Raw genomic sequence first — 13,806 nt, 5'->3', positions numbered from 1 at the left:
GCATTCACTCCCATGCTTTAAAAAAGCGCCAATTGCAGCATCGCTTCTTTAACTTTATCCTTGCTCAGCATAAAAAACTTCTCCATCGGCGGGCTAATCGGCATCGCTGGCACATCGGGCCCGCACAGTCTCTGAATCGGCGCATCCAGTTCGAACAGGCATTCCTCCGCGATGATCGCCGTTACCTCGGCGCCCACGCCTCCGGTCTTGTTGTCTTCATGCACGATCAGTACCTTCCCTGTCTTCCGCGCCGCTTCCACGATCGCCTCGCGGTCCAGCGGCTGAAGGGTGCGCAGATCCAAGATGTGCGCGCTGATTCCCTGTTCCGCCTCAAGCTCGGCCGCCGCCTGCATCGCAAAATGAAGCGGGAGACTGTATCCGATCACGGTGATGTCGGTACCTTCGCGGAGCACGTTGGCCTTGCCAATGGGAACGATGTAGTCGTCCTCCGGCACATCCTCTTTAATCAGCTTGTAGCATTTTTTGTTCTCGAAGAACAATACCGGGTCCGGGTCCCGGACGGCGGCTTTGAGCAGCCCCTTGGCGTCATAAGCCGAATACGGTGCAACGATTTTCAGTCCCGGAGTTCCGAAGAATATCGATTCCGTACATTGGGAATGGTACAACCCGCCAAAGATCCCGCCGCCGATCGGAGCCCGAACAACCACCGGACAGTTCCAATCGTTGTTGGAGCGATAGCGGATTTTGGCCGCCTCGCTGATGATCTGGTTCGTGGCGGGGAGCATGAAGTCGGAGTACTGCATCTCCGCGATCGGCTTCATGCCGTACATGGCCGCGCCGATTGCCACACCCGCAATCGCGGACTCCGCCAACGGCGTATCCAGCACGCGGAGTTCCCCGAATTGCTCCTGAAGCCCTTTGGTCGTCGTGAACACGCCGCCCTTGACGCCGACGTCTTCGCCAAGCACAAATACGTTCTCGTCACGTTCCATTTCTTCCTTCATGGCGAGACGAATCGCATCGATATATTCCATAACCGGCATCGCTTATTCCTCCCCTTCGCTGGCGTACACGTGCAGAAGCGTATCTTCCGGCTTCGGGAACGGCGCCAGCTCGGCCGCTTCGATGGCATCCTTGAGCTGTTGCGAAATTTCCCGGTGCAGCGCCTCATCCTGTTCCTCGCTCCACAAGCCGTGCTGGATAAGATAGGACTTCATCTTCGGAATCCCGTCCTTCTTCCAGTTTTCCTCCACTTCCTTCTTGGTCCGGTAAGCCAGATCATTATCGGAGGTTGAATGGGGCGATAACCGGTACATCATCGCTTCGATCAAGGTTGGACCCTCGCCGCGAACGGCACGTTCCCGCGCTTCTTTGACGACCCGATACACTTCCAAGGCGTCATTGCCATCGACGCGGATTCCGGGGAAGCCGTAGCCGAGCGCCCGATCGGACACTTTGCCCCCGAGCTGTTTCTTGACCGGTACGGAAATGGCGTATTGGTTGTTTTCGCACATAAAAATGACCGGCAGTTTCTGTACCCCGGCAAAGTTCAATCCTTCGTGAAAATCGCCCTGGTTGCTGGACCCTTCGCCAAACGTCACAAAAGACACGATGTCCTGCTTCTTCATCTTGGCCGCCAGGGCGATGCCGACCGCATGCGGCACCTGCGTCGTTACCGGGCTGGAGCCGGTCACGATCCGCAGCCGTTTGCTGCCGAAATGCCCCGGCATTTGACGGCCGCCGCTGTTCGGGTCTTCCGCTTTGGCAAACGCGGAGAGCATCAGTTCTTTCAACGTCATGCCGACGGACAGCACGAACCCGTAATCGCGATAATAGGGCAAAAAATAATCCCGCTCGCGATTCAGGGCAAACGCGGCCGCAACCTGTGCGGTTTCCTGTCCGATTCCGGAGACGTGAAAATTTATTTTGCCCGCCCGCTGCAGCAGTAAATTCCGTTCATCGAACTTCCGCGCAAGCAGCATATATCTGTACATGTCCACCACTTTGGCATCCGACAATCCGAGCTGCTCATGTTGGGGTTGTGTTTGTAAAGAGCTTTTCGCATTCATGGGAGTTACCTCCTTTAATTGGACCCGCGTCTTTATTTATCTCATCTTAAAACCTGGTACTAAGACTTGGGATAACCCTATTATAATCCCTTTTGCCGGAAAAAGAAAATAATAGTTGTCACTTAAAGGGAAAGAGAGCGCCCTTCAATAGCCAGAGCCGCTTCCCCGATAATTTCGGAGAGTGACGGATGGGCGTAAACGGCTTGGCCGATTTCCCACGGTGTTGCGTCAAGCAGTTGGGCCAGCGCGGCCTGTGCGATCAACTCCGTCGCATGGGCCCCGATGATTTGTACCCCGAGCAAATCCTCGGTTTCGGCATCGGCGACCATCTTTACAAATCCTTCCGGCTCCCCTTGTACCAAAGCTTTCCCGATCGCGGTAAAAGGAACCTTCGCCGTTTTTACGTCCCTTCCCTGGCGCTTGGCTTCGGCCTCGGTCCAGCCGACGGAAGCCACTTCCGGCCGGGAGTAAACGCAGCGCGGAACCTGCTCGGTTCTATAGCCATGCGACGGCTCACCCGCCAAATGGTTTACCGCCACAATGCCTTCGTGGCTGGCGGCATGCGCCAACTGCAGACCGCCGATACAATCGCCGATCGCGTAGATATGAGGCTCTGTCGTTTGCATATGCTCATTGACGCGGATAAAGCCCTGCTGCAATCCGATATCGGTATTCTCCAGCCCGATATTCTCCACATTGGCCTGCCGGCCGACCGAGACCAGCAGTTGATCGCCTTCCAATTCAATAATTGTTTCACCGTGTTGAGCCGAAATATGTACGCGGTTCTCTTTGACCTGGTACGTATCGGTCAGCACCTTAACGCCGGTCAGCACTTCGATCCCCCGGCGCTGAAGCTGCTTCTGCAGCTCGCGGGCCACTTCCACGTCTTCGGCCGGAAGCAGCTGTTCCGCGGCTTCGACAACAGTTACCTTGACGCCGAAATCATGCAGCAGGGAAGCCCATTCCACCCCGATCACGCCCCCGCCGATAATGATCATGGAATCCGGCAGCCTTTCGAGCGTCAGTGCTTCATCGCTGCTCAGGACGTGAACCCCGTCCGGCGTCAAGCCCGGAAGCGTCCGGGGACGCGATCCCGTAGCGATGATCAGGTTGGTCGGGACGACCGTCTCCATTTCGCCATCGCTCAGTTCTACCGCCACGGCTCCGCTTTTTGGCGAAAAAATCGATGGCCCGATAATCCGCCCCTTCCCCTCGAGCACCTTGATTTTATGTTTGCGCATCAAATACTGCACGCCTTTGTGCAATTGATCGACAATGCCTTGCTTCCGTTCCTGAACCTTCGGAAACACCAGGGAAACCCCGGCCGTTTCGATGCCGTAACTGACGCTGTCCTTCATTTGCGCGAACAGTTCGGCGCTCCGGAGCAGCGATTTGCTCGGAATGCATCCGCGGTGCAGGCAAGTTCCGCCCAGCTTGTCCTTTTCGATGATCACAACCTCTTTCCCCAACTGAGCCGCAGTAATCGCGGCGATATATCCGCCGGTTCCTCCCCCGAGTACCGCCACATCGCAAGTAATCGTCATTTCTACTCTCCACCATTCTTCATTGATTGATTTTCTTTTATCATTGTACCTTGTTTTTCCGCTATTACAAACCGGCTCCCGCATGGACAGAACGCCGGGAAGATTGTATGATAAGTGAAAATGACCCCGACGTGAAAGGAAGTAGCGTAACTTTATGAAACTGATGCTATCCCGTTTTCTTGCCATCGTCATTTTAGTCATCCCCGGCATTGCCGCCATGACAGGCTTTCTAAAAATGAAAGACGCCTTGTTCATATATATGTCTCAACACGGAGACGACTCGCTTACCCAAGTTTCCTTTGACTGGCTAAACTTTACGGTGGGGCTTTTGCTGTTTGTACTGGGCATCGGATTTTTGGGCGGTTGGATTTATTTTCGCGATCGTAAGCGCAATTATGCCGGACCGCGCAAAAAAGCACGGCAAGCCGCGCCGCAAACCACTTCGCAGAAATAACCGAAAAACGCCAAAAGATCTTTCTTCTTCACCTGAAGAGGAAAGATCTTTTATTTTACCCTTAAGCTTATTCATAGAGCGCATCCTTTAATTTGCTGGACATTCTCGGCGTGCTTGCCGACCTTAGCCGAAGGATGGTTTTCCGCAAGCGCTCGTTTTCCGCCCGCAGATCGGCGAGCTCTTGCATCGCTTCGCGTATCAGTGCCCGCTCCTCCCGCTCCAATCCGGGGCGTTCCACAAACCGTTCAAGAAGTAATTCATTCGATTTTTGTTCATTTGATTTTTGCATCCCTTAATCCTCCTGACTCAAGCCTTCCACTATTGTATCATTCTTTGAGAAACATAGAGGGAAACGATGACCACACCTCTTTAGATTTCTTTTCGCTCCTCAACAGAAAAAAGACCGCTGAGGCTGCGGTCTCGTCTGCTTATGCGATTTTGCGCCAAGATGAATGCGTAAAACATACAAAAGTTTATCGAGACACCGTTGCTTCCTTTTTCCCGGAGGGGGGACGGACTTAATCCTGATCCTTGCTGCCTGTCCCCGCATCCCTTCAAGACACCTTATGCTCAATCCGCAGTTTGTCGGCCACCATCGCGATGAACTCGCTGTTGGTCGGCTTGGATTTGCTGATATTGATCGTGTATCCGAACAAATGGCTGATTGAGTCGATATTGCCGCGAGTCCAGGCGACCTCGATCGCATGACGAATCGCGCGCTCCACGCGGGATGGCGTAGTTTTGAATTTCTCCGCAATCGCCGGGTACAGTGTTTTGGTGATGGCTCCCAAAATTTCGATATTGTTGTACACCATCGTAATCGCTTCGCGCAAATACTGATATCCCTTAATATGAGCAGGTACGCCGATTTCATGAATGATGGAAGTAATATTTGCGTCGAGATTTTTTCCTTTTCCCAAAGGCACCACATTGGACTTGGTAAACGTCGCCGCCGACGCACCCGATGTGGTTTGGACACCTACCAATTGACGAATCCGGTTGGCCAGCACCTCCATATCGAATGGCTTAAGGATATAGTACGAAGCCCCTAATTGGACGGCCCGCTGGGTGATGTTCTCCTGGCCGAAAGCCGTAAGCATGATGATTTTAGGCTGCGGGTTCAAGTTTAAGTCGCGCAGTCGCTCAAGGACACCCAACCCGTCCAGGTGCGGCATAATGATGTCCAAAATCAGTACGTCCGGCACCTTCGACGCGTTGTCGACCATGTCCAGCACTTCTTCCCCGTTATAAGCGATTCCCGAGACGACCATGTCGTCCTGCCCCGAAATGTATTCCGCGAGCAAATTCGTAAATTCTCGATTATCATCCGCCAACAACACTTCAATTTTCTGCACTGACCTTTGTCCTCCTTAAAGTAAATAAAATTAAGTATTTTTATTTTCTTCTCTTCCAGAATAAGGATTCGACATACAAAAGTAAATTCCTTCTGTCGAAAATTATTTTTCTTTATTTTTTTATTTACTTGAGATATAATTATTCATTTATTTACATTTTATTGCCTTATCCATTATTTTTCGACAATCCTTTACACGCCGCTAAGCGTAAAAAAAATCTTAAGGCGAATTAGCCCGCCTTAAGATTTTGTGCAGGTCCCTGCAGGATGCCGGCATCCTGCAGCATCCATTCGATAAAGCAACCATAGCCGGAGCGCGGATCGTTGACGAATACATGGGTTACCGCACCGATCAATTTTCCGTTTTGAATAATCGGGCTGCCGCTCATTCCCTGGACAATACCGCCGGTCTTCTCAATCAGCCGCGGATCGGTAATTCGCAGAACGATGCCTTTGGTCTCGGGAGCGCTTTGCTTGGAAACGTGCACGATCTCCACTTTGAACCTCTCCACCTTTTGCCCCTCGACAACGGTTAAAATTTCCGCTGGCCCCTCCTGGATTTCTTCGGAAAAAGCGACCGGAATCGGCTTTTGGTACACGCTATATTCCGGATTTTGATCCATGCGGCCGAAAATGCCGAAATGCGTGTTCCGTTCGATATTCCCCAGCGTTTTGCCTTCCCTGATGAAATGTGCTCTTTTTTCCCCCGGTTCTCCACTCTCACTCTTGGAAATGGAAGTAACGCTCGATTGCAAAATTTGTCCGCTTCCCACAACGATCGGGGTTTGCGTATTCATATCGGTGATGACATGGCCAAGCGCCCCATACACGCCTTGATTCGGTGCATAGAAGGTTAAAGTGCCGACGCCCGCCGCGGAGTCACGGATATAAAGGCCAAGTCTCCAAGCCTTGTCCTGACCGTCATAAGCCGGGTGCAATTGCGTCGTCAGCGCTTTTCCATTTCGCTGATAACTGACTTTCAGCGGCTTGCCAGAGTCACCTGCCTGTCCCGCCAGCTCGGCAACATCTTTGACATCCTTTAGTTCAGTTCCATTCATATGCGTAATCAAATCACCCACCTGAATGCCTGCGGCCTCACCCGGTGAAACCTTCTTGGCGCCGTCGCTCACCTGATGATGCCCCACAACGAGAATACCGGCGGACTTCACCTTAACGCCGATTGTCTGACCGCCAGGTATGACTTTTAAATCGGGAATCACATTTACCTTCACGGTTTTAAGAGGGAGTTTACCGAATAATTTCATTTGAAGCTTCGCTTCACCGCTGCTCATGGGGGACAGTTCCAGGGGATTCCCTAAAGAAACTTCCATGGATGGGGTCGTTTGACCGTTTAACCTGACAATGTCCGGGCGGTCCACACTTACACTTGCATGTACGGGCAAAGCCAGATGCAGTTGCCGCCCTTGTCCCTGGAACAGACGCAGTTCATCCGGCAATTCAGGCAAATGCCCCTCGGCGGCGGAGGTGCCAAAAAAACAAAAGAAGAAGGCAAATAAAAGGCCGAGCAGTCTTTTCCTGAGGTTCGGGTTCAATGGCTGTCACGCTCCCTTTGCTTCTTTCGCTTGACGAAAAAGGTGGTCGCCAATTGCGTACCTATAAGATACCCCGGGTCAGGTCTTTTATTACTGTCAATGATTAACCCGGACCTTGGCAGGATTGCATAAGGAGCCAATTCCGACCGCTAGTGGGTGCCATTGAACTTCGTCCGAACCGCGTAGTTATTTCCGTTTTTGCGCCTTGGCCAAATTCAGCATTTCCTTGGCATGATGCTTTGTTTTGTCCGTGATTTCCACACCGCCGAGCATGCGTGCCAGTTCCATCACCCGTTGTTTATCGGTGAGTTCTTCGACCCGTGTCATGGTTCGGCCGTCTTCGACCACCTTTTCAATCAAGTACTGCTGATCGGCCATACAAGCCACTTGCGGAAGATGCGTGATGGAGAAAACCTGGCAAGTTTGCGAAAGGCGGTACAGCTTCTCGGCGATCGATTGTGCCGCCCGGCCGCTTACGCCGGTATCGACTTCGTCAAATATCAGCACCGGCACCTCATCATGACGGGCAAATATGCTCTTAAGCGCCAGCATAATCCGGGACAACTCCCCACCTGAAGCAATCTTGCCAAGCGGACGCAGCGGTTCCCCGGGATTCGGTGAAATTAAGAATTCGGCGCTGTCGATACCTTGCTTGCCCGGTCGGACCTTTTTTCCGTTCCAATCGATCCCATTCGCCGAATCCTCCATCGGACTCAGCTTCACCTGGAAAGAAGTTCGGCCCATTTGCAAATCCTTGAGCTCCTGCTCGATTTGAATCGCCAGCTCATCGGCTTTCTTTCGTCGCGCTTCGCTCAGTTTCGAGGCCTTTTCCAACAAAGCAGCAAGCAACTGCTCCCGCTTCTCTTGCAGCTTCTCGAGCAGTTCGTCCTTATTTTCAAGCGTTTCGCTCTCATGCCGTATTTTATTGTAATATTCCAGAATTCCTTCGACGCTATCCCCGTATTTCCGCCGCATTGAGGAAATGAGATTCAGCCGGTCTTCCACCTCTTCCAGCCGGACGGGATTAAACTCGATATTCTCCCGGTAAGAACGCAAACCGAATGACACGTCCTCAAGTTGGTAATAAGCCGTTTGCAGCTGTTCAAGCAGTGGAGGAATCCCTTTGCTGTCATAACCGGCCACCTCGGTAAGACGCGAAATCGCTTTGGCCACCGCTTCGAGTCCTTGTTGACCGTAAAGCAGCTCGTAAGCTTGGGAGACGGCATCCATCATTTTCTCGCTATGGGATAGTCTTACCCTCTCTTCCGTAAGCCATTCATCTTCGCTCGGCTTCAAAGCGGCCGCCGCAATCTCTTCCAGCTGGAATCTGTACAAATCCAACATTTGCAGCGCTTGCTGGCTGGTATTGCGCAGCTCGTTCCATTCCTTGTTCACCTTCACATAAGAGGCGTAGGTCTCCTGGTAATCTTCCTTTACCGGTCCGATCGTCTCATATCCGTACGCATCGAGCAGTTCCAGATGGCGTTCGGGGCGCAGCAGGGTTTGATGTTCATGCTGTCCGTGCAGGTTGATCAGGCTCTCCCCGACCTCGCGAAGCATAGTCAGATTCACAAGCTGTCCATTGATTCTGGCCGTACTCTTCCCTTGCGCACTGATCTCCCGCCGGATGATCAGCGACTCTTCCGGCTCGGCGCTGATTCCGAACCCGGAAAGCAATGACCAGACGCCATGACCTTCAGGAAGGTCAAAAGCGGCCTCCATTTCCGCTTTCTCACAGCCGTAACGGATCAAATCGGCCGAACCGCGTCCTCCGGCAATCAGTCCTAAAGCATCGATAATAATCGATTTACCGGCGCCCGTCTCCCCGGTCAGTACATGAAACCCGGGATGAAACGTAATATCCACCGATTCCACAACCGCTAAATTTCGAATCGACAAATGGACTAACAACGTGACAGCAACTCCCTTCGACAGCAGATCATAGAATTAAGAAATAAACCCCATAATTTGATCGATAATGAACAAACTGTACTCTTCGCTGCGGCAAATCAGCAGGATCGTATCGTCCCCGCAAATCGTCCCGAGCAGGTCCGACCATTCCATGTTGTCGAGCAACACGGCTACGGAGTTGGCTGTTCCGGGAAGGCATTTCACCACAACCAGGTTGCCGGTGTGGTCGATATGTACGAAGCTGTCGACCAGTGCGCGCTGCAGTTTCTGTACAGGGTTGTAGCGCTGGGCCGTCGGCATGGAGTATTTGTACCTTCCGTCATCCGTCGGCACCTTGATCAGCATAAGCTCCTTGATATCCCGCGAAACGGTCGCTTGCGTCACCTGAAAACCGGAGCTCCTGAGCGATTCCACAAGCTCGTCCTGGGTTTCGATCTCCCGGTTCGTAATAATTTCTCGTATTTTAATGTGTCGTTGACCTTTCATAACGTCCTCCAAATCCCTTTTACGGTCTGATTACCCTTCTTCTTCATCGTCGGCGATAAGGGTGATTTCTTTCAGCATCCCCTGATCCGCATCCAAATAAAGCACGCCGGCGCAATCCGGATACAGAAGCAAATAAGGAAGCAGTTCCTTTCGCATTCCGCTGCCCGTCCATTCTATGGCCATTCGTTCCCTGGCGGTTCTTACCAGATAGAATTCCCCGTCTTTGGTCGCGATATAGTCGATAAAAAGTCTGCTGTGCATGATGCTCCCGTCCACCTTGAAAGCAAGCGGCACCTTCAGTTTGTCGCTGACCACTTCATATCCGGAAGCTTCCAGCAAATCCACGGCGGGATGTTCCACAATCTCCTCGTTCATTCGAAAACCGATTCCGGATCTTAAGGTATAAGGTTTGCGAACCCAGGAGCGAAATCCGCGGTACCCGAGATACAGGCCGATGGCGGCAATCAGCAACATCAGCATCGCGTCTGAAAACCCACCCATCACAATCACCTCAGTGGTTGTATTCGACGCGGATGGCCGAGCTCCTGTTGTGTTTTGCCAAAATCCCGGGCGGAGTTCGAAATTTAATCATCTCTATTATAGGGAACATTTGTTCCGCTTGCAATCCCGAGCATGCGAAAAACCCGTCACGAAGACGGGTTTGCCTGAAATTTACGCCCTGCCTCTTCAATGACCTTACGGGCGATTTCCTTGATATTTCCGGAATCGGTGGAGAGACCGCCGCCTTCCCTTCCGAGCCCGAAATGCGCAAGGAACTCAATATTCCCTTCCCCGCCGGTAATCGGCGAAAAAGTAAGTCCCTGCAAGGAAAATCCAAGATCCAGTGCCTCTTTCAACACCGTCTCCAGAACCTCCTGATGCACTTTCGGGTCACGAACCACGCCCGATTTCCCTACCTTTTCCCGCCCGGCTTCAAACTGCGGTTTAATCAGCGCGGCGATATCGGCGGGACGGGAGAGAAGCTGCAGGAGCGGCGGAAGAATAATTTTCAGCGATATGAACGACACGTCGATGCTGGCGAAATCCGGAATGGGCCCGTCCAGATCGGCTGGAGTCATATAGCGGAAATTCGTCCGCTCTTTGACGTTTACGCGCTCATCGTTGCGGAGCGACCAATCCAACTGGTTATACCCCACATCGATCGCGTAAACGTAACGGGCTCCGTGTTGAAGCGCACAGTCGGTAAATCCTCCGGTAGAGGAGCCGATATCAAGCATAATCCTTCCGTTCAGGTCGATGCCGAATTCCTTGAGCGCTTTTTCCAGCTTCAAGCCGCCTCGGCTCACATAAGGATGGACGGCCCCTTTGACCGTAATGGGGATGCTGCGCGGAACTTTCATCCCCGCCTTGTCGATCCGTTCCGACCCGCTCAAGACAAGCCCCGCCATTATCGCGGCTTTCGCTTTTTCCCTGCTTTCAAAAAAACCCTGCTCCACCAGCAGGACATCGATTCTTTCCTTGGATTCGGACATTCCCATTCTCCTGACGTTCCCGGTGAAAGGAGAAACTCGCGGACGGAATTTCCGCCAGCGAGCTTTCACCGTACTGATTTATTTATTCTTTGGCTAAACGGAGGTTTTGGCCGGCACGGAGTTTATGAACTTTCCGAACTACATCCTCCGCGGTTAAACCAACTTCCTCGAGCTGTTCCTTGATACTGCCGTGTTCGATGAACCGGTCGGGTACGCCCATTACTGAAATGTCCAGACCGGACAAGTCCCGCTCCGCATAAAACTCCAGCACCGCGCTGCCCAAGCTGCCCGCCCGGGAGGCTTCCTCCAGCACGATCATGTGTTGGCCCCGCCCGGCTAGTTCCATAAGCATTCCTTCATCCATCGGCTTCAGGAATCTGGCGTTGACCACCGCGGCCTGAACGCCTTCGCGCTTCAGCATCTCCGCGGCCTCCTCGGCCACCTGCACCATCGGGCCTACCGCAATAATGACCGGGCCGTCCCCTTCTCGGAGCATCTCCCAACTCCCGATCGGAAGCGGGACCAGCTCCTCGTCCAGCGGAACCCCGGGCACATTGATGCGTGGATAGCGGAAACCGATCGGCCCGTCGTTATACTCCAGCGCGGTCTTCATCATGTGACGGAGTTCATTCTCGTCTTTCGGCATCATCAGAACCATATTGGGAATATGGCGTAAAAAAGCGATGTCAAACACGCCTTGATGCGTTTCGCCGTCGGCCCCCACAAAACCCGCGCGGTCGATGGCGAACATCACATTGGCGTTGTGACGGCAAATGTCATGGACGATTTGGTCATAAGCCCGCTGCATAAATGTCGAATATACGGCAAATACCGGCTTCATGCCTTCCATCGCCAGCGCCGCGCACATGGTCGCCGCATGCTGCTCTGCGATTCCGACGTCGATCATTCGGCCGGGGAACCGCTCCCCGAACTTCACCAAACCGGACCCGCCGGGCATCGCCGGTGTGACGGCAACAATCCTGTCATCCAGCTCGGCCAGCTCGATCAACGTGCTTCCGAATACGTCGGTGTAAGTCGGGTTGCCGACGGCCTTAAGCAGCTGTCCCGATTCAATTTTGTAAGGCGTGGAAATGCCGTGCCATTTGAACGAATCTTCCTCCGCCGGCGTGTAGCCCTTGCCCTTTGTCGTCAGTACGTGCACCAGAACCGGCCCGTTGACGTTGTTGGCTTGCTTGAAAGAATCGATCAGACCCGGCAAATCGTGGCCGTCCACGGGCCCCAGATATTTAAACCCGAGTTCTTCGAACAACACGCCGGAAACCATCATGTATTTCAGGCTATCCTTCAATTTCTCCGCCGTCTTGGCGAGTTTCCCGCCAACCGCGGGAATTTTCTTCAGCAACTGTTCGACTTCATCCTTGGCCCGCAAATAATTCCGGTCGGAGCGAAGCTTCGTCAAATAATTGTGCATCGCGCCGACGTTGGGGGCGATCGACATTTCGTTATCGTTCAGGATGACCATGAGATCTTTCTTCTCATGCCCGATATGGTTCAAAGCCTCAAAGGCCATGCCTCCGGTCAGCGCCCCGTCGCCGATGATGGCGATGACTTTATGTTTCTCTCCCTTAAGATCGCGGGCCAGAGCCATCCCCATCGCCGCGGACAGCGAGGTACTGCTGTGTCCCGCCTCCCAGACGTCATGCTCGCTTTCGCACCGTTTGACGAAACCGCATAGCCCGTCTTTCATCCGCAGCGTATCGAAACGATCCATGCGTCCGGTCAAAATTTTATGAACATAGGCTTGATGCCCCACGTCGAAAATAAATTTATCCTGAGGGCTGTTGTAACAGTAGTGCAGGGCGATAGTCAGCTCGACCACCCCCAGATTGGGAGCCAAATGTCCGCCCGTAACGGACAGCTTTTCAATTAAGAACTGGCGAATATCGGCCGCTAGCGGAGTCAATTCCTCGATGGAGCATGACTTCAAATCGCCGGGTCCCTTAATCTGTGAAAGCAGCACCTGGATTCCCCGCTTTCCTGAATGGATTTCTTGAAGAATAAAGCATAGTCGTCATTCCGAATTGAACCTGTTACCCATACTTTGAGATAATAGCCTTTATTATATCACATCCATCCCCCAGGAAGAAACCATACCGGGGGTCAATGGTCCCTGTTCAATAAATAATCGGCGATATCCAATAAACGCTCGGGGTTCGGAATACCGCCGCAAGTAACCGCTTCCTTGGCCGAGCGGGTCAGCCGGTCCACCTCGGCGCGGGATGCCTCCAAGCCTAGGAAATAGGGGTAGGTCACCTTCTTCTGCTTAACGTCGCTTTGCGTTTTTTTGCCCAGTTTCGCTTCATCTCCGACCAAATCCAAAATATCGTCCTGAATCTGAAAAGCAAGCCCCAGAGCTCGCCCATAGATTTCCAGTGCCTTCAGCTGTTCTTCCGTGGCGGAAGCGATCCGCCCGCCGGCTTTTAAGGAAAATACGATTAAGTCACCGGTTTTGCGCTCATGAATGTATTGAAGCCGCTTCAGGTCGGTCAGACCTTGCTCCCCTTCCATATCCGCGACCTGGCCGCCTACCATGCCGGATGGACCGGCATAAACGGCCAACTCCTCCACGATCGAGAGCACCTCTTCCACCTTTACGCCGGGCTGCCGCGCCGCTTGAACCACACTGTAAAAAGCATGCGTCAGCAAGCCGTCGCCCGCCAATACCGCTGTCGCCTCCCCGAACACCTTATGATTGGTCGGTTTCCCGCGCCGGAAATCATCGTCATCCATCGCCGGCAGATCATCATGGATCAGCGAATACGTATGTACCATTTCCACGGCGCAGGCGACGGGCAGCGCAGCCTCCCGGCTCGCCCCCAGCGACTCCGCCGCGGCAATGACCAGCAGGGGCCGCAGCCGTTTGCCGCCGGCCATCAGCGAATACTCCATCGATTTCGCGAGGCTCTCCGGCACTTCCCAGGCTCCCGGCAGGAAGGATTCCAGCCTCGTGCCCACGAGCC

Annotated in this window: 13 protein-coding genes; 1 reads left to right on the top strand and 12 read right to left on the bottom strand. The window is 53.2% G+C overall.

The window, feature by feature from the left end:
• Positions 1-17: 17 nt before the first annotated feature.
• The 3 genes from V4U84_RS09315 to lpdA all read right to left on the bottom strand — a co-directional run bounded on the left by V4U84_RS09315 (position 18) and on the right by lpdA (position 3,574).
• Positions 18-1,004 carry an alpha-ketoacid dehydrogenase subunit beta gene (locus V4U84_RS09315; protein ID WP_334077072.1) on the bottom strand — a complete coding sequence of 329 codons (987 nt, stop codon included), beginning with the start codon at positions 1,002-1,004 and terminating at the stop codon, positions 18-20.
• Positions 1,005-1,007: 3 nt separating this feature from the next.
• A complete protein-coding gene (locus V4U84_RS09310; RefSeq protein ID WP_334077071.1) occupies positions 1,008-2,030 on the bottom strand; it encodes a thiamine pyrophosphate-dependent dehydrogenase E1 component subunit alpha in 1,023 nt (340 codons plus the stop codon).
• Between the two features lie 122 nt (positions 2,031-2,152).
• Positions 2,153-3,574 carry a dihydrolipoyl dehydrogenase gene (gene lpdA, locus V4U84_RS09305; protein ID WP_334077070.1) on the bottom strand — a complete coding sequence of 474 codons (1,422 nt, stop codon included), beginning with the start codon at positions 3,572-3,574 and terminating at the stop codon, positions 2,153-2,155.
• Between the two features lie 154 nt (positions 3,575-3,728).
• Between lpdA and V4U84_RS09300 the strand changes: the two genes are divergently transcribed.
• The gene (locus tag V4U84_RS09300; protein WP_334077069.1) at positions 3,729-4,028 is read left to right on the top strand and encodes a DUF2627 domain-containing protein; all 300 of its coding nucleotides are present in this window, start codon (positions 3,729-3,731) and stop codon (positions 4,026-4,028) included.
• A gap of 67 nt (positions 4,029-4,095) precedes the next feature.
• Here the strand turns inward: V4U84_RS09300 and V4U84_RS09295 are convergent, their stop codons facing one another.
• From V4U84_RS09295 to V4U84_RS09255, 9 genes are all read right to left on the bottom strand, one after another.
• The gene (locus tag V4U84_RS09295; protein WP_334077068.1) at positions 4,096-4,317 is read right to left on the bottom strand and encodes a hypothetical protein; all 222 of its coding nucleotides are present in this window, start codon (positions 4,315-4,317) and stop codon (positions 4,096-4,098) included.
• Positions 4,318-4,582: 265 nt separating this feature from the next.
• A complete protein-coding gene (gene spo0A / locus V4U84_RS09290) occupies positions 4,583-5,383 on the bottom strand; it encodes a sporulation transcription factor Spo0A (protein ID WP_334071668.1) in 801 nt (266 codons plus the stop codon).
• Between the two features lie 229 nt (positions 5,384-5,612).
• Complete coding sequence (spoIVB, locus tag V4U84_RS09285) at positions 5,613-6,935, bottom strand: SpoIVB peptidase (RefSeq protein ID WP_334077067.1); 1,323 nt, start codon at positions 6,933-6,935, stop codon at positions 5,613-5,615.
• 186 nt (positions 6,936-7,121) lie between these two features.
• On the bottom strand, positions 7,122-8,846 hold the full coding sequence (gene recN / locus V4U84_RS09280) for a DNA repair protein RecN (RefSeq protein WP_334077066.1): 1,725 nt from the start codon (positions 8,844-8,846) through the stop codon (positions 7,122-7,124).
• A 36-nt stretch (positions 8,847-8,882) separates the two neighbouring features.
• The gene (gene ahrC, locus V4U84_RS09275; protein WP_334071671.1) at positions 8,883-9,332 is read right to left on the bottom strand and encodes a transcriptional regulator AhrC/ArgR; all 450 of its coding nucleotides are present in this window, start codon (positions 9,330-9,332) and stop codon (positions 8,883-8,885) included.
• 30 nt (positions 9,333-9,362) lie between these two features.
• On the bottom strand, positions 9,363-9,833 hold the full coding sequence (locus V4U84_RS09270) for a hypothetical protein (protein WP_334071672.1): 471 nt from the start codon (positions 9,831-9,833) through the stop codon (positions 9,363-9,365).
• Positions 9,834-9,979: 146 nt separating this feature from the next.
• Positions 9,980-10,825 carry a TlyA family RNA methyltransferase gene (locus V4U84_RS09265; RefSeq protein WP_334077065.1) on the bottom strand — a complete coding sequence of 282 codons (846 nt, stop codon included), beginning with the start codon at positions 10,823-10,825 and terminating at the stop codon, positions 9,980-9,982.
• Between the two features lie 82 nt (positions 10,826-10,907).
• Positions 10,908-12,806 (bottom strand): 1-deoxy-D-xylulose-5-phosphate synthase, encoded by a 1,899-nt coding sequence (gene dxs, locus V4U84_RS09260; protein ID WP_334077064.1) that lies wholly within the window; start codon positions 12,804-12,806, stop codon positions 10,908-10,910.
• A 140-nt stretch (positions 12,807-12,946) separates the two neighbouring features.
• Positions 12,947-13,801, bottom strand: a complete 855-nt coding sequence (locus tag V4U84_RS09255; protein ID WP_416367236.1) for a polyprenyl synthetase family protein — start codon at positions 13,799-13,801, stop codon at positions 12,947-12,949.
• Positions 13,802-13,806: the final 5 nt, after the last annotated feature.

The organism is Paenibacillus sanfengchensis (assembly GCF_036864765.1).
GTDB classification, from domain to species: domain Bacteria; phylum Bacillota; class Bacilli; order Paenibacillales; family Paenibacillaceae; genus Fontibacillus; species Fontibacillus sanfengchensis.
The sequence above is the reverse complement of the archived record's forward strand: the minus strand, read 5'-3'. Positions and strand labels throughout refer to the sequence as shown.

Coding starts and splice junctions, on each gene's coding strand:
- V4U84_RS09310 (WP_334077071.1), bottom strand. CDS start 2,030: ATGAATGCGAAAAGCTCTTTACAAACACAACCCCAACATGAGCAGCTC.
- V4U84_RS09300 (WP_334077069.1), top strand. CDS start 3,729: ATGAAACTGATGCTATCCCGTTTTCTTGCCATCGTCATTTTAGTCATC.
- V4U84_RS09315 (WP_334077072.1), bottom strand. CDS start 1,004: ATGCCGGTTATGGAATATATCGATGCGATTCGTCTCGCCATGAAGGAA.
- lpdA (WP_334077070.1), bottom strand. CDS start 3,574: ATGACGATTACTTGCGATGTGGCGGTACTCGGGGGAGGAACCGGCGGA.
- V4U84_RS09270 (WP_334071672.1), bottom strand. CDS start 9,833: ATGGGTGGGTTTTCAGACGCGATGCTGATGTTGCTGATTGCCGCCATC.
- V4U84_RS09265 (WP_334077065.1), bottom strand. CDS start 10,825: ATGTCCGAATCCAAGGAAAGAATCGATGTCCTGCTGGTGGAGCAGGGT.
- ahrC (WP_334071671.1), bottom strand. CDS start 9,332: ATGAAAGGTCAACGACACATTAAAATACGAGAAATTATTACGAACCGG.
- V4U84_RS09295 (WP_334077068.1), bottom strand. CDS start 4,317: ATGCAAAAATCAAATGAACAAAAATCGAATGAATTACTTCTTGAACGG.